The organism is Nostoc sp. (assembly GCF_054880495.1).
The window spans coordinates 1-16301 of sequence record NZ_JBTYKD010000247.1; the positions used below are offsets into that span (position 1 = coordinate 1).

General features: G+C 41.9%; 11 protein-coding genes and 2 pseudogenes. 7 read left to right on the forward strand and 6 right to left on the reverse strand.

Annotated elements, in window-relative coordinates:
* The 4 genes and pseudogenes from ACYTXL_RS23145 to ACYTXL_RS23160 form a co-directional block, all read right to left on the reverse strand.
* Positions 1-304: pseudogene (locus tag ACYTXL_RS23145) on the reverse strand (glutaminase); the annotation flags it as partial.
* Positions 289-444 (reverse strand): hypothetical protein, encoded by a 156-nt coding sequence (locus ACYTXL_RS23150; protein ID WP_461926772.1) that lies wholly within the window; start codon positions 442-444, stop codon positions 289-291. The pseudogene ACYTXL_RS23145 and the gene ACYTXL_RS23150, both read right to left, overlap by 16 nt.
* Positions 445-481: 37 nt before the next feature.
* Positions 482-2677, reverse strand: a complete 2196-nt coding sequence (locus ACYTXL_RS23155; protein WP_461926773.1) for a glycosyltransferase — start codon at positions 2675-2677, stop codon at positions 482-484.
* A 55-nt stretch (positions 2678-2732) separates the two neighbouring features.
* A complete protein-coding gene (locus ACYTXL_RS23160; RefSeq protein ID WP_461926774.1) occupies positions 2733-3701 on the reverse strand; it encodes an NAD-dependent epimerase/dehydratase family protein in 969 nt (322 codons plus the stop codon).
* A gap of 261 nt (positions 3702-3962) precedes the next feature.
* Here ACYTXL_RS23160 and ACYTXL_RS23165 point away from each other — a divergent pair, with 261 nt between their 5' ends.
* The 5 genes from ACYTXL_RS23165 (at position 3963) to sodB (ending at position 12086) form a co-directional block, all read left to right on the forward strand.
* Complete coding sequence (locus tag ACYTXL_RS23165) at positions 3963-4172, forward strand: hypothetical protein (protein WP_461926775.1); 210 nt, start codon at positions 3963-3965, stop codon at positions 4170-4172.
* A 512-nt stretch (positions 4173-4684) separates the two neighbouring features.
* Positions 4685-6241 carry a cytochrome P450 gene (locus ACYTXL_RS23170; protein WP_461926776.1) on the forward strand — a complete coding sequence of 519 codons (1557 nt, stop codon included), beginning with the start codon at positions 4685-4687 and terminating at the stop codon, positions 6239-6241.
* Between the two features lie 1191 nt (positions 6242-7432).
* Positions 7433-8536: a septal ring lytic transglycosylase RlpA family protein gene (locus tag ACYTXL_RS23175; protein ID WP_461926777.1), complete on the forward strand. Its 1104-nt coding sequence runs from the start codon at positions 7433-7435 to the stop codon at positions 8534-8536.
* Between the two features lie 570 nt (positions 8537-9106).
* Positions 9107-10714 carry a bifunctional pantoate--beta-alanine ligase/(d)CMP kinase gene (locus ACYTXL_RS23180; RefSeq protein ID WP_461926778.1) on the forward strand — a complete coding sequence of 536 codons (1608 nt, stop codon included), beginning with the start codon at positions 9107-9109 and terminating at the stop codon, positions 10712-10714.
* A 769-nt stretch (positions 10715-11483) separates the two neighbouring features.
* On the forward strand, positions 11484-12086 hold the full coding sequence (sodB, locus tag ACYTXL_RS23185; RefSeq protein WP_461926779.1) for a superoxide dismutase [Fe]: 603 nt from the start codon (positions 11484-11486) through the stop codon (positions 12084-12086).
* A gap of 146 nt (positions 12087-12232) precedes the next feature.
* Here the strand turns inward: sodB and ACYTXL_RS23190 are convergent, their stop codons facing one another.
* Entirely contained in the window at positions 12233-13327 is a 1095-nt protein-coding gene (locus ACYTXL_RS23190; RefSeq protein WP_461926781.1) for an RNA-guided endonuclease InsQ/TnpB family protein, read from the reverse strand.
* A 38-nt stretch (positions 13328-13365) separates the two neighbouring features.
* Here ACYTXL_RS23190 and ACYTXL_RS23195 point away from each other — a divergent pair.
* Both ACYTXL_RS23195 and ACYTXL_RS23200 read left to right on the forward strand, forming a co-directional pair.
* Positions 13366-13557: pseudogene (locus tag ACYTXL_RS23195) on the forward strand (VOC family protein); the annotation flags it as partial.
* Positions 13558-13650: 93 nt separating this feature from the next.
* Positions 13651-14250 carry a hypothetical protein gene (locus tag ACYTXL_RS23200; protein ID WP_461926780.1) on the forward strand — a complete coding sequence of 200 codons (600 nt, stop codon included), beginning with the start codon at positions 13651-13653 and terminating at the stop codon, positions 14248-14250.
* Between the two features lie 128 nt (positions 14251-14378).
* Here the strand turns inward: ACYTXL_RS23200 and ACYTXL_RS23205 are convergent, their stop codons facing one another.
* On the reverse strand, positions 14379-15647 hold the full coding sequence (locus ACYTXL_RS23205) for a DUF4912 domain-containing protein (RefSeq protein ID WP_461922041.1): 1269 nt from the start codon (positions 15645-15647) through the stop codon (positions 14379-14381).
* Positions 15648-16301: the final 654 nt, after the last annotated feature.

The window sequence follows — 16301 nt, forward strand, 5'->3', positions numbered from 1 at the left end:
AAGCAATCCCTGAAGCGTTTGCCCAAGGGATAAAGGGGATTGTAGTTTCCCCAGTGAAGGTAAAACTTCCTAAGTAAAAGTTGTTAGATATTTGTTTACATTTTTTACAACTATACATCAGACTCAGAATATCTTTGATGTAACGCTTATCTACCGCCCGTTCTTTGGTAATCGGGTTAATACCTCTGTTAGCAAGGGTAGCCGCCATCACCGCTAAGTCTTGGCAATTCACCATCACAGCACACTGTTGAAAATAAAGATCCAGCGACTCTTCAATATTCCGGTCAATCATGCCAAAGTGCAAGCTTCGTTGATTCGGCAAGCAGCATAAAGGCACACCCCAAACAAAGCCCGATCGCGTGGGTTGACAAAGCCCTCGTTAAATAGGAGATTAATTTGATCGGGGCTAAGGATTTCTGCCCTGCCGAATCTGTTTATTTTCATAGGGTCTAGCCTACATTGTCTTCCTGCAAGATATGAGTTAGGGGTCAAGTCCCGTTAGGTCACAAATATCCTGAAAATCAAAATTAAGTTTGGAAAGAACTGATGTTCTTTTTCCGGTTTGACCAAGCGGAATCTTTTCTACATATTGAACATTAATAAACATTTCTTGACCAAGAAATTCTTTAAGTCGCTCAAGTATATCTTCCATTACACTCTCGCTAAACTGCCAACCTTTTACGACCTTTAAATCAATAATATCTACTTGATGCTGGATAATTTGAAATTGCTCGATCACCAAGTCATAATCTTTAAAAAAGTGACTAAAGAATGCTCCAGGGACCCAAGTTCTGTTAGGACAGAATACAATGGATTGGACGCGCCCTTCAATTCTGCCAATACGCGGCAAACAACGTCCGCAAGCACAGGGTTTAGAATTATCCATTGCCGTTGCCAGATCCCCGATTCGATAGCGGATCAACGGAACTAAGAAGTTGTTTAAATCAGTGATTGCCACCTCGCCCACCTCACCAGGCTGTGCTGAACGATTATCTTTAAGAATTTCAACTATGTAGCTTTCAGCCATAATGTGATGACCGTCATGGTACTCGCACTCGTAGGCAATACCAGAGAATTCTCGACTTCCATACTTATCAAAAACCTTTGTTTGAAAACGCTCTTCAATAGTCTTTCGAGACTGTTCGGGCAAGGTCTGAGCAGATGATACGATAGCTATAGGCTTAAAAGCATCTATGTTATTTTGCTTGACATAGTATGCCAGAAAATTTAGGCTCTCGGCATACCCATCTACAAGCAATGGTTTGTAATCTCGCAACCTTTTAATAAAAACTTCCAAATTATTGTCACGCATTTCAAAAGCAGGAATAAACAAGCGACGCATAAACCACGCATCAAGCTTTTCCCGAATTATTTTGCTCCACGACATTCCAATGGTTTGATGCCACAGACGAGCCTGCTTATCGCCAAAGCGCCAGCCAGTCCATTCCATTGATCGTAAGGTCGTCGCAAAGCGCATTTCTAACTGAGTTTGTTCAGCGTATGTTACAAATGGCTGTCCAGTAGAACCACTGGTGGCGATCCGCAACATATTTTTTTTACTATGAGTGTCGCTGAACAGGTCGAAGTATAGATTAGACCGAACATCTGTTTTTGATAATAAAGGTAGGCGAGTAATATCATCTAAGGTTTGAATATCACTAGGCTTCACTCCCAAGCTTTCCATCGCGTTGCGATAGTAAGGAACATGATAATAAGCATGGTGAATCAAACGTTTCAGGCGCTTGATTTGCAACTCGCGAATCTGTTTGCTAGATAACCATTCTGTACGCTTCAAATCAAAATACATCTTTCGCGATCGCCTAGTGATCATCCATTTATGAAACGGCATTGTCGCGAAATAAAGCTCGAATAATACCCGCCGCCAACCCGTGGAATATTGGGGTTCCTTTAAAGGAGAGTTGTACCTCAAAAATTCCTGTAACGGCTCGTGTGACTTTTTCCGAAATCTGTACTCATCTAAGGCTTTGATGATGTCAATAAATACCTTAAGAATTAGCTGGGCTGATTTTTTGGGAATAGAAAAGTGACTTTGTGTGTTGCTTTCAAATATTTCAACTTCGTGTACCTTATACCCCTTGGCTTCTGCTGCGACACGAATAAAAGTATGGAACTCGTGATATTGATGATTTCGGCTGAGAACATCGCTCATAGTATCGCGCAAGGCAAGCGCCAACTTTGATTCGTTATCAGTAGCACGCATACCAAAAGCTAAATTTAAGATGACATTCAAGCCACGGTGAAGAAAATAGCGACTATCCCAAAACGGAGCGATGCAACTCTGAACTCCTTGTACTAAATCAACATTCCGAAACAGTAGTTCGCGATAAAGGTGTTCGATCTCTTCGGCAGGATGTTGCAGAGTGGCATCCATGAAACATACATAAGTACCTTGCGCCAGCGCTAAACCCGAATCCCATGCAGCCGATAGCCCGCAATTTTTTTCATGGTGAATAACCCGAATTTCTGAATGAGCTTTTACTATAGAATCAACAAGCTGACGAGTCTGGTCACTGCTGGCATCATTTACTAGAATAATCTCCCCGCAAATGTCACACTTTACAAAAACCGCTAATAAGCTTTTCGCTAAATTTAAAATGTTATCTTCTTCATTATAGCAACTGACAATTAGCGACAAATCAAGGCTCAATGTTTTCATTCCTTTTCAAGTTAGGTTTATGCAACTGAATATCTAGCCTAATATTAAATTTTTCTCAACCGTTTGTTTTCATCCAAACATAAACTTGCGCCAAGCCTTCCTTTAAAGATACTTTGGGATACCAATCCAGCTGAGTGCGAGCCAGAGTATTGTCGCCAGTTCTAATGGTGCCTGCTGTCCAATCAGCCGGTTTATAAATGGGTCGCATCTTGTTAGCTGAAATTTCCAACATTAAATTTGTTAATTGGTTGATGGATACCAATTGACCTGAGCTGATATTAAGTGGGCTGGCCTTGCTGGACGTAACTACGGCCTTAATAAGCGCTTCAACTACGTCATCAACAAACACATAATCTAGTACCTGTTCCCCGTCTCCATAAATAACTGGGGATTCTCCCCTGATTATCCGCTCAAAGTTCGATACTATGACCGATTTATAACCCTGACCTGCAAACTGATGAGGACCGTAGACAAAGAAGAGTCTCAGGGAGCAATGAGTAACGCTATTGCTATACTCAATTACTCGCAGCAGATGTTCGCCTGCTAATTTGGAAATTCCGTAAATTGTCCGTGGCTGAGGCAAGTCTACTTCCTTCATAACTGGAGGAGTCATGCGCCCATAAACATAAAGGGATGATGTGAAGACAATTTTTTGAACTCCAACTGCTGCTGCTGCCTGAAAAAGGCGTTGAGTCCCAGCAATATTGACAGCAATGACCAGTTCCGGTCTACCTATTGACTGATTATGCTTCTCAGCCGCCAAGTGAAACAGAAAATTTGTTTGACCCAGAAGTTTCTTTAATTCATCGATATCAAGTTGAGCAAAATCTACTTCTTTGAGAACCAAGGCTGGATGATGGGCAATATCGGCAAGGTTTTTCCAGGTTCCATACCGCAGATGATCGATAGCAACCAATCGCGATACTCCTAAGTTGAGAAGTTTACGAACTAAGTGTGAACCAATAAATCCACCTGCTCCAGTTACTGTAACTTCTGATTCATGGAGCAGAGTTTCTAACGGCATGGCATTTTCTATTTATTAGACCTATTGCAAAAAAGTTTTGTTGTATTTTATTTATTTAAACAAATTTTAGTATGTAAGTGCAAACCGCAACCACTAAACTTAATGTGCAGTGACAAATTAAAAGTTATGGCATCGAGAAAAAAGCCAAAAACCACCCGTATCTGAAGAACCCGAACCGAAAAAACAGCGATTAAGGGACTTCCAACTAAAAAAATATCCCATCGCTTTAGCAAGCAGGGGGCGCAGGGGAGGAAGAATCTAATGATCGCTATTCATCTATTGCTATCTGATATCACTTACTTGCTAGCAATAGCTGATAGCACTATGTCTGAAAAAACCCCTGCAAGCCAAATGATTCGCGTCCCCACAGCATTAGTTACAGCAGTGAAGGAACTGTCTACCTTACATCGCCAGGGTACACACAAAGGCTATTTTACAGGTATTACAGGAACTAATAGCAAGCTTTCTTAGTAGTGCTGCTATCAGTGAACCAGGTAGTGATAGCAGCAATCTCATCCCTGAATCACTACCTGATAGCAGCAAGGTGATAGCAGAGATTCTTGAAGGGCTAGCAGCGTTAGAGGACAGAGTTGAGGTAATGCAAGAGGAGCCAGTTTGGGGTTTTTGGGGTGGAAGTAACGGTTTCAACTTCTCCCACTGTTCGTTACTTAACTCGCCTCGATTCATTAACACACTATGCCTGCGATCGCCTATTTTTTAGGATAAAACCAGTTTGAAAACACGCCCTAGCCGTCATCTGCAATCACCCCAGTTTCTAAGGTTATGAAGGTCTTGATGGTGCTGAGTTGATAGGTCATAATTTGAAACAAAATAAGACTAATATTCATAAATTTATTCGTCATTAAAACTATCTTCAATCTTATTAATATTAATTTCCGAGGATGAAAAGAGGCTGAACGAATTGGGAAACAATAAGGTAGTATCTGGGTAATCTGAAGTTTTTGGTGGATAAAGGAGAATTCATGTTGCAAGACATTACTGCTCAGATTGCTTATTCTGACTCACTTCCATATTTAGCAACAGTCTTAGGCGTTACTAGCATAGCGGGAACAATTGGGTGGCGCTGGTGGAAACAAAAGAACGCATACAAATCGCTACAATCACTCCCTTCTCCTCCCAAACACTGGCTGTTAGGAAATCTTCCTCAAATATTAGCAGCAGTGAAACAGAAGAAATTATTCCGGCAAATATTTGATTGGAGTCAACAGCTAGGCCCGATGTATGTTATTTGGAATGGCAACTACCCAGTTGTCATTTTAAGTAAACCAAAAATTATCGAAAATACTATTGTCAATGGAATGAAAGATGGTAGCTTAATCAGGTCTGAGCAATTACGCAAAGCTTGGAACGACATCAGTAGTCCCATTCTAATCGGAGAAACTGGGACTGAGTGGCAGTGGCGACGCAAGGCTTGGAACCCAGAATTTAGTTCTAGCAGTCTTTCCAAATATGTAGAAATGATTAGCCTTGCCTGCGAACAAGTAATTGAGACACTCAAGGAAGCAGCGCCACCAAAAGAAGTTGAAGTAGATCCTCTGTTTGTAGAACTAACAATGAGAGTGATTTCTTGTCTAGTACTGGGCATTCCTGCGGATAGAAACAGTACTAGTCATGAAGGGCCACCCCTGGAAGTTCTCAAGGTATACGAAGCGATGTCTATTTTAGGCTATCGGTTTCTCCGACAAGCTACTGGCGAGAAGATATGGATGAAATATTTGCCGACTAAAAATTCACGAGATTATTGGGCAGGAAGGCGATATTTGGAGGAATTTCTGACTCCCCGTGTAGACTTAGCTTTACAGATCAGAGAACAAAACAAGACTGATTTACCACAGGTAAGTCCTTTGTTTCAGGAATCAATGTTAGTCAAAATCGCTGCTAAAGAACCAAAATACAATCGTGAAACATTAATAGCAGAATCTGTTGAATTATTAATAGCTGGTACTGACACAACAGCCCATACTTTATCCTTTGCAGTCGGAGAGTTGAGCTTAAACCAAAGGGTTTTTCAACAAGCACGGGACATCGTTGACCAAGCTTGGCAAAGCTTTGGCTGTATTAATACAGAAAGCCTCAAGGAATTGGCTTATATTCGCGCAATTATTAAGGAGACACTGCGCCTTTATTCAGTCGCATCAGGCTCGACTTCGTTGGAGACTCAACGCGACACTGTAATTGAGGGTCAAGCGATTCCTCGCGGTACAAGAGTATCCTGGTCAATGCTTGCTGCTGGAAGAGATCCAGGAGTCTATGCTAATCCCCAGGAATTTCTGCCAGAACGTTGGTTAGACAAGAGTAAGGAAACTAGCTCACTGCCAATGATAGACTTTGGCTCAGGGCCTCATCGTTGCTTGGGAGAGCATCTATCAATGCTGGAAGCAACTATGATGCTGGCATTATTGCTCCGCTACTTCGAGTGGGAGTTAGTCAACGGTCGTTCTTCCCTGGAACAATTACAACAAAACCTATTAATTTATCCGTCCGATAAAATGCCAGTGCGCTTTCGGTTGAGAAATTGAGAATAAAACTTTCAAAAACATTAGCCAACGCGATGTGCGACTTATTGTTTCGTTACACAACTTACTTAAGTCTTATATAGGAATCATATTTGATTTCTGAAAAAATCTCGGTAGTAATGTTGCAAAAAAATTGTAGGTTGGGGAGCCACTGCGTTGCGCGGGTTTCCCGCGTTGTAGCAAGTGGCGTTGGAGGCTTTGCCAAAGCCAACATCCTGATAATCAGTTGGGTTGCGCTCCGCTCCACCCAACCTACGTCTAGGTCTAATTGCCTATTTTAGCCTAGAGGGTCCACTACGTGCGTTTCAAAAATCAAATACTAGTCCTATATATATACTAAGGGTCTACAGCCGCACATCCCTACAGTTGCAAAAATTTTTGAAAAGGCAGCTTGCTGTAAAAAATCCTCCTTGATCAACTACTTAGGGCTAAAAACAACTACCGTGCTTTTTAATACACCCGTATTTGTATCTCTAAGCGATCGCGAAGGTTTACTAATTTTTTGATCATTAATCACAAAAAATATTAAGTTGAGTATTGCCCTTTATTTTATACTCAGCAATACTGTGATTGCAAGTTATATTTATCACTAATTTTAGTCTAGTCATCGAGCACAAAAGTCATGATTAATCTAAGTAGAAAAACTTGGAAAAAAGATATAAAGCTTAAACAAATTTGGATAATTATCTCAGATGTAATTCATATCATGACTTATTCATAGGGAAATCTAAATATTTAATTAAATAAGTAATTTTAAGTATTTATGCCGATGTTATTTAATAAAAGTTATATTATGTCCTTAGAGGAAATGCCAAAATAGATGTTATCTAGAATACACGGATAGTCAGGAACTTTTATAAGTGATGTCAATAGGGTATCGTCACTTAGAGTGCAATCAGCATAAAGTTTTTTTAAGAAATTTGGGACTTGCCAAAAAAAGCGTTACATAGCCAAAGTCCCCATTTGAGAAAGGTTTCGCCCTTAAAATTGGAATTGGAATTTGATCAAGTTGTCTAAAATTACGCTAAAACCCTGATCCCCAACCCAAAAGGTTCATGTTAATGTGTTGCAGTTATGAATAAGAAAGTGAAAGCGGAACGGGTTCGAGTTTTTCAGGAGGGAAATCACTTTCACAAGTGAAAAATTCCGCGAATCATAAAACTTAAGTTCGACAATCGCTTTAAAAACGGACGCATGAATCAAAGATATTTCTGGACTAATGTTGCCCTGTTTATGACTGTTTTGGGGATACCCACAGTCGGTTGCACTCAAACCATCAAGGGAAATGTGCTAGCATCCCAAAAATCACCCGCCCCTGACGTAGTGAAGGTGGGAGAGTATCAATCAACAGCAGGAAAACAAACCTTGGATGCTGTGATTACAGAAATTCATCCTCACAACATCGGAGGACGTAAGGCAGCAACCCTTTTTATCAAAAATATTCCCGTTCTCACATTTTTAAGTTCTGTATCAAATACGAATCTTGAAAGTAAAAAAGTTGGTGTAATTGGAGAGACTGGGGGCGTACAATCGTACGCCCTTATTGCTAGCAATTCACTAAAGACAGTGAGTACTGGGAACGTAACGGGTGTGAATAACCAGATTAGCTCTGTTGACAATGACCCGGTTCAGATAGCTGGTGTAATCGCAGCTAAAATAAACCAGTTGAATCGGGAAAATGTGGATGGGAGTAAGATTACCGTAAGTTGGAAAGCAGGGGAAAAATCCACTGTCAATCAAGCGCCAAACAAAAGCGCCCCCCTCCAGCAAGATGGCGATCGTTATATAATCAAAATTAATGACGAAGAATTGGTCGAAATCAACGAAGATACGCGATTAGCCGGTACCACCAACAATCTCGCTCAAGATGCATTGCAAGTAACCAATCGTCTGCGGAGACTGCTAGGCAATGCATCTCCCTTAAAAGAAATTGCGAATTTACCAGTGCGTCTGCCAGTATCAATGCCAAAGCTGCCCCAAGAACTTTCCATTGGCGGAGTGCGAATCTCGTTCAGAGGCATAGCTTCCTATTACGGCTATGATGGTTGTGGTAATAGTACTGCTAGCGGTCAGAGGTTCAATCCAGAAGGAATGACTGCCGCCCATCGCAGCTTACCCTTTGGTACAAAAGTTCGTGTAACCAACACCCACAATGGTCGTTCTGTAGTGGTGCTAATTAATGACCGGGGTCCATACGTTCGCGGTCGAGTCATAGACCTGTCTGCTGGCGCGGCTCGGATTTTGGGCATGATGGGCAGTGGGGTGGCACTAGTACATATTGAAGTCTTAGGGAAATAATTATTAGGGAGTAGGAAGTTAGGAGTTAGGAGTTAGGAGTTAGGAGTTATCCATCTCCCTCATCTCCGACTCCCTACTCCCCATAACAATTCCCCTAGCTCAATCCTCTGTTCCCTCTATTTCAGATTTGACCTCCCACGGCTACCAAAACACGGCATTAACTCGTTTTTGTAGCCGTGGGATTCTTGGTTCTTCCCTACCCTCTTAGCATTATTATTTCCTAGCCAGTCGCTTGGGGTCTCCCCAGAGTTTTCATTGTCGCGTGCTAGCGGTTACTCTACCTGTACTATGCTGGTTAGTGTGGCCCTAAACGTAGCCCTATCTCAAGACAAAAGATTTTGAAAATCAGAGTTTCTGATTATGAGTATGACCAGTTAAAGCAAGAATCGGTGCTTCAGGGAGTTCCTATGTCTGACTTGGTTAGAAAATATATTTCTAACCTACCCAAGCCAAAGGCCGACTGCACCTAAAGGTGCTATGCATTCATCCCAAGACTGAAACCGCTGGGTTTTCTGCTTTCGACACTATAAACTAACGGGGGAGGGATCGATAAGAACTAGGGGTATTTTTGTGCGCCTGCTGACAACAGTCGCAGCTTTACGCTGCTATTTAACTAAACGCTGCTCAGAAAACAAGCTGATTGCAGTTACTGACGATCTGAGAGTAGATGAGATGACTGGCTGGTATCAGACGGCAGTCGGTCTGGTGCCAACGATGGGAAATTTGCATCAAGGTCATTTAAGCTTGATTCAACGGGCGCGGCAAGAAAATTCTACGGTGATTGTGAGTATTTTCGTCAATCCCCTGCAATTTGCTCCCAATGAAGATTATCAACGCTACCCCCGCACCTTAGAGCTAGATCAACAACTTTGCGAACAAGCTGGGGTAGATGCCATTTTTGCACCGACTCCTGAAGAAATGGCAGTTTCGCAAAAAAGTATAACAGAATCAAAGGCTACACAAGTTATCCCTCCATCTGCTATGATCACAGGCTTGTGTGGTCGTTCTCGGCTAGGTCACTTTCAGGGTGTTGCTACGATTGTTACCAAACTTTTCAACTTGGTACAGCCTGACCGTGCCTACTTTGGTCAAAAGGATGGTCAGCAAGTGGCAATTATTAAACGCTTAGTAGCTGACTTAAATTTGCCAGTAGAAATTGTTGCTTGTCCAATAGTACGGGAAGCGTCGGGTCTTGCCTTCAGTTCTCGTAATCAATATTTGACAGTGAGGGCAAAAGAGCAAGCATCGGTGTTATATCGAGGCTTGCGACGGGCTGAAGCTGCGTTTCGATCTGGCGATCGCAATAGCAACAAGTTGATCGCAATAGTACAGCAAGAAGTGGCAATGGTCAGCACGGTTTTAGTGGAATATATTGAATTGGTTGAACCGACTACGTTGATGTCTTTAGAAAAAGTTGAGGAGGAAGGAATGTTGGCGATCGCAGCTCGTCTTGGTGCTACACGTTTGATTGACAATATTATATTGCGCGATCGCCAACCGATCATTGCCATTGATGGTCCAGCCGGTGCGGGAAAATCTACAGTGGCGCGTCAAGTGGCAGCAAGTCTGAGCTTAGTGTATTTAGATACAGGAGCGATGTACCGGGCTGTCACTTGGTTAGTATTGCAAAAGGGAATTGCTATTGATGATCAGTGTGCGATCGCCGAATTAACTAATCAGTGTAAAATTGAACTTACTCCTACCCAAGATTTACAATCGAGCGTGCGGGTTTGGATTGACGGTACTGATGTTACGCAGGCAATTCGCACGATTGAGGTAACATCTCTAGTATCGGCGATCGCGGCACAAAGCGCTGTACGTCAAGCACTAGTTAAACAACAGCAAAACTGGGGTAAAAGAGGTGGATTAGTAGCTGAAGGCCGGGATATCGGTACTCATGTGTTCCCCGATGCCGAAGTGAAAATTTTCTTAACCGCTTCTGTAAGTGAACGCGCCCGTCGCCGCCAGCAAGACTTTAACAAACAAGGTCAACCCCAAGTAAGTTTAGAGCAGCTGGAACGGGATATTGCCGAACGTGATTGGAAAGATAGTACACGCAAAATTTCTCCTTTGCAAAAAGCAGCGGATGCGATCGAAGTCCAAACCGATGGTCTGGATGTGTCTGAAGTCACGGCACAAATCGTTAACTATTACCGAGAGCGTTTATCTCAGTGGTAATTATCACAATTTACTGTTAGTTTTTTAGTTTCAAAGGGTGGTGGGTGATTATTCACTTACCATCCTCAAAACTCCATTTAAAAATAAAATAGATAATTTCAGTATTGCCTATCTTTATTGACAATCATTCTATAGGACTAGTATTTGATTTTTGAAATGCACATAGTTGACCCTCTAGGCTAAAGTAGTGCATTAGAAGTAGACGTAGGTTGGGTGGAGCGGAGCGCAACCCAACTGATTATCAGGATGTTGGCTTTGGCAAAGCCTCCAACGCCACTTGCTACAACGCGGGAAACCCGCGCAACGCAGTGGCTCCCCAACCTACAATTTTTTGGAACATTTTAGCCTAGACGGTTCACTACAAGAGTACCGAGATTTTTTCAGAAATCAAATGTGATTCCTATAGTATAAATATTAGATTATTTAATATTTAAATAATCTTGCTTTCGACTGATTTTTCACCTCGCAATTAATCCTACCAAAGGTAGAAGTATGAAAGCTTTAATTGTTAAATGCTAATTAATTATCAGTCTTTGGCTCTGAAATATTAGCCATTTTTATTTATAGTCAGGAATTCATAGCGATTTGATTTATCATTTAACTACTTTTTTCCATCTTCACTTGATCTTCACTTTAGTAGTAGAATGACGATGTTAAGTTTTATCTCCCATAATTAAGGACATAAAACTGTCAGAAACAAAAGCTGTTAATTTCCGAAGCTTCTGCAATAGTTTAAGACTGGAAACCGATCAAGAGAGGATTTTACACAATGGTATTTGTACAAGAACCACTCCCCTTTGAAAAGAATGCTCTAGAGCAATATGGCATGAAAGCTGAGACTTTCGAGTATCACTATGGCAAACATCACAAAGCTTATGTAGACAACCTCAACAAGCTGACTGAAGGTACGGAACTTGCCGATAAGTCTCTGGAAGAGGTGATTAAAATTTCCTTCAAAGACTCGTCTAAGGTGGGAATCTTTAACAACGCTGCTCAAGTTTGGAACCACACCTTCTTTTGGAATTCTTTGAAGCCAGCAGGTGGCGGTACACCCACTGGTGAACTTGCAGCCAAGATTGATAAAGACTTCGGTAGCTTTGACAAATTCAAGGAAGAATTCTCTAACGCCGCCACAACTCAATTCGGTAGCGGATGGTCTTGGCTGATTGATGATGGTGGTACGCTGAAGGTGATTAAGACACCAAATGCAGAAAATCCACTAGCTCATGGACAGAAGGCACTCCTAACCTTGGATGTTTGGGAACACGCCTACTACATTGACTACAAAAATGCCCGTCCAGCGTTCATCAAGAACTTCCTAGAACATTTGGCGAACTGGGACTTTGCTGCTAAAAACTTGGCTAAAGCTTAATCAATTGCCAGTTTTGAAGTGGCTGCGATGCCTTTTGACAGCTGCTTCTCTACCAGACGCTCTGCGTAGCTTCCTTCTCTGTAGGAGTATGCGTCTATGTGGCTTCTGCTAGATATGTAAAGTAGAAACAATCAGATGAACTACCTCTAACTGGCTTCGCCTGAGTTAGAGGTTTCTACATCCTCTAACTTGTTTTTAGCAAAGTTGCTTTGAGATTTCTGACGCTTCTTTTCCCCCAGTTGCCTCATACTTCCTGCGTATTTGCGGGTGCGTGAGGTAGAGCTAGTAAGATCAGCGCCTACGAGGACAGTTCCTGCCCCCGGTAGAGTACCTTTAGCCCAATAAAGCATTACTTGGGCAGCAGCGATATCTCTATCCTGACGATAATTACAAACAAAACACTCATGCACTCGGACATCAAGTGTTTTCTTGTGTTGGTTTCCACATTTAGGGCAGGTTTGAGAAGGCTTTACCTGACGGGTTGGAACCTCTACGAATAGACCACCAATCTGTTGTATTTTGTATTTGATAGTACTGCGTAGCATTCCAAATCCGACATCAAGTATCGACTTGTTTAGTCCAGCCTTCTGTTTTTTACGCTTGCCTTTTTGCGCTTTACGGGTCATGTTCTTTACTTCTAGCTTTTCAGTTGCAACGAAGCTATTACTGCTGATTATTTCTGCTGCAACTTGGTGTACCCAATTGTGACGTTGATTTGCAACCTTGCGGGTGAGCTTACCAACTTTTAATTGAGCTTTTTTGAACCGTCTAGAAGCAATAATTTTTTTCTTTCTATTTGGCGCACGTTTGCGTCGTTTATCCTTAGACGCTTTCTTCACACGGTATTCTGCGTTTCTCAAAAACTTGGGAGCGTCAATTTGTTGATGATTCTCCCCGTCAGTAATTGATAAAGCAGATTTACATCCCAAATCAATGCCGATAGCACCAATGGGTAAAATCTTTGGTTTTAGAGCTTGATCTAAAATATCAACTGTAATAGATGCGTACCATTTCCCATTGCGGTAAACGATAGTGCAAGTAGTTGGTTTTCCCCAATGCAAAGCCTGTCCACGCATCTGAATACGCCCAATCTTAGACAAATTCAGATAACCATTTTCACTGTCAGACTCAACGGAGTAGCCAGTTTTGGCTGGATATGTCCACCCTGAATAATGTCTGATTGACTTGAATCTAGGGCGTTTACCTAAATCCTTGAACCAACGCTCAATATCATTTAGAATTTACAACTCATAAAAGTGGAAGTCCTTGTCCTGCTCCAACAAAAGACAACTTACTGGTACTTTATATACCTGAGTTAGAAAAAATAGCGGAAATCAAAAACCGTCTCGCCAGTCTGGGATATCCTGAAGTGGAGCCAGAAAACCCGTATTGGAAAGGCAAAAGCGTAACGATTGAAGACCCTGATGGTTGGCGTGTGGTGCTTTTCAACGGAAAGTTTGAAATAGAGTGATGTTTGTCCCCAAACTTTTTGCTTTCTTGCAACAACCTTTACTAGGCACAAATGAATGTTTGAGTTACTTCTGTCTATAACAAGCTAAATGCAATGGAAACTGATGTAAGCGCTGAATTAGTCAGGGAGACAGGAGCTTCACTGGAAGCGATTATTCGGCATTTAAACGGAAGCTTACCAGATTGGTTACCTAATCTCTCCACAAAGGTTGCTAATGCTTTAGTTGTGGCTCAAATCTACCGTAAACGTTGGACTATAGAAACTTTATTCCAGATTTTAACTGAAATATTTAATTGCGAAATTAAAACCCTCGGTTATCCTAAAGCTGCTATGTTTGCTTTTTGTGTTGCTTTGGTTTCTTATAATATCCTTTCTGTCGTCCTAGCTGCTCTCAGAAGTGTTCACGGCATTAAAAAAATTGAGCAAGAAGTTTCAAGCTATTATCTCGTTGATGAAATTCGTGGAACTTATCGTGGCATGATGATTGCAATTCCTCCAAAGGAATGGAAGGTTTTTGCACAAATGAATCTAATTGAACTGACCAACATACTTCGAGATTTGGCAGCTCACGTTAATTTAGTTGTTTTTGCATCCCATCCTCGCGCACCAAAAAAGACAACAAGGATACTAAAACGTACTCGTCCTTCCAAACGACCCCATGTTTCTACAGCTAAAATTCTATCCCAAAAATAATACCTAAAAACAGACACCTTGAAAGGGCTAGTCCTATACATATATATAATGCAAAAAAACCGCTATAGGATTACTATAGCGGGGAATAAATTAAAATTTTAGTCTGGAGTTAATCTCAGATCCAAAACTTAAGGGAACCATTCTAAAACAGCTTCTTCTTTGGTGTTAGTATTTCGGGATGCTGTCTCACGATTGAATTTCATCTGAATTGACCGGGTTTGCTCACCATCAGCAGCTACAGCCGAAATCGGATAGTCAATTAAACCATCCTGGAAGGATATCTGGAAGCGGAATGTCCCATCTGGATTTAGCTTAATTGCACGGCCGCCAATAGTTACAGTAGCATCGGGTTCGGTTGCACCGTAGACTATCAATTCAGCATCGGCAATTAACCAGAACTGGCGCGGACGCACTGGTACGGCGGAAGCCGAGAAGCCAACACCTGACATTCCTGCACCGGAAGCGGTTAAACCAGATACCGTGGGAACTGCCCACAGACCCACACCAGATGGGAAAATGTAGGAACTAATGCTTTGTTCAGGACGCGCTAAAGCTTGCTGCGAGCCGAAGATAGAACCAGCAACCCGTTGTGCTTCGGGAGATTCCGCTAAACCAAATATTTCGTCGTAGATGGGGTTGCCATTGCCATTCACAACAGCATTACCAGTATTACCATTGGCGGTAGCTGCGGTTGCGATCTTCTTGGCAGGGGGAACTAATTCGTATTGAGTCTTGCCACGCAAATCTTCTTCAAAATTTACAGTGACGAATACATCCTCAATCCAATCAGAAGGATAGACGGGAGGAATGTGTACTCTAGCAGAACGAGCAAGTACCAACCAGCGGCCATCAGCAGCACGATAGCCGATATCGATCACATAATCGCGATCGCTAACTGGAACTGGTATATACCATTCTCTAGCTAGTTCATCAGCAGGATATTCTTGAATGCTGTGGGGGCTTTGGTATTCGATATTGATATCGCTGACATCATAAATCCGTAGTGCGAGTTGTTGTCCCCCTTGTCGGCGCAGTTCTTCTTTATGTTCATTGGGAATATCCCAGTAAGTGTAAGCCCACTGAGGGTCGCGCGGTAAGAGTACAATCCGGCTATCACCATACCCAGATGGCAAATCTGCGAGTCCTTCATCAACATCAGCCAAAGATCCACCAGTACGATCTTCCTGACCTAATTCAAACTTTGCAGCTTCCACGGTTTCCTGTGCCTCCAATGAACGAGATGGACTGAGTGAAAGTTTGGTGCGCTGGACTTCTTGTATTGATGCCAGCAGTTGTGATTTACGCATTCGGCTATAGCGAGAGATGCTACATTCGCTAGCAACTTTGCGTAGTTGGCGTAAGGTCATCTCTTCTAGTGGCGGGCGTTCTTTTGCCATTAATTTGGCCTCCAGTAGTTTAAGTGGTAAATGATTTCCCCTGGTTAAAGAATGCTATATAAAATCTCATCCACTCCAGATGAATTTCTTATTCCTGACTCCTGGTTTTGGCCAGTTTTTAAGTTTTTTAGTCTGTTTTTAAATTGAGGTAACTTCCTTTCAATTCCTGGTTATGCCAAAATCAGCATTTCTTTGGGATCGGAGAAGTTCTATTTCTTAAGTCAATATTAACCACTAAGCATATCTAGGGATCAAGGGGTAATAGGTAGGTTTTTTGCCTGTTTCACGAATTTATCAGCCTTTCTGGGATCAAAATGTCACGATTTTATAACATTTATAGCTAGTTCGATGTTGAGCGATCGCCAGAATGTTAAAATTTCATTACATTTGTCGCTGTGGGTTAACTAAAAGGCACAATCCACAGCGACAAATGTATTTTAGTTTCTCGGTAGTAACTAATATTTAGTTCATCATCACGGTAGCCCAATTTTGCGGTAGATTAACTACTAACCAATCCCTAGCTATCTGATTGGTATGAAAGAGGTTGAAACTCAAGTAGTGATAGATTTAGACTGAGCGAATCGCACCACTTATCTCGACAAGACCCCAACTATACAAAGATTGAACTTTTTCTGGAGAAATATCAATGATTAT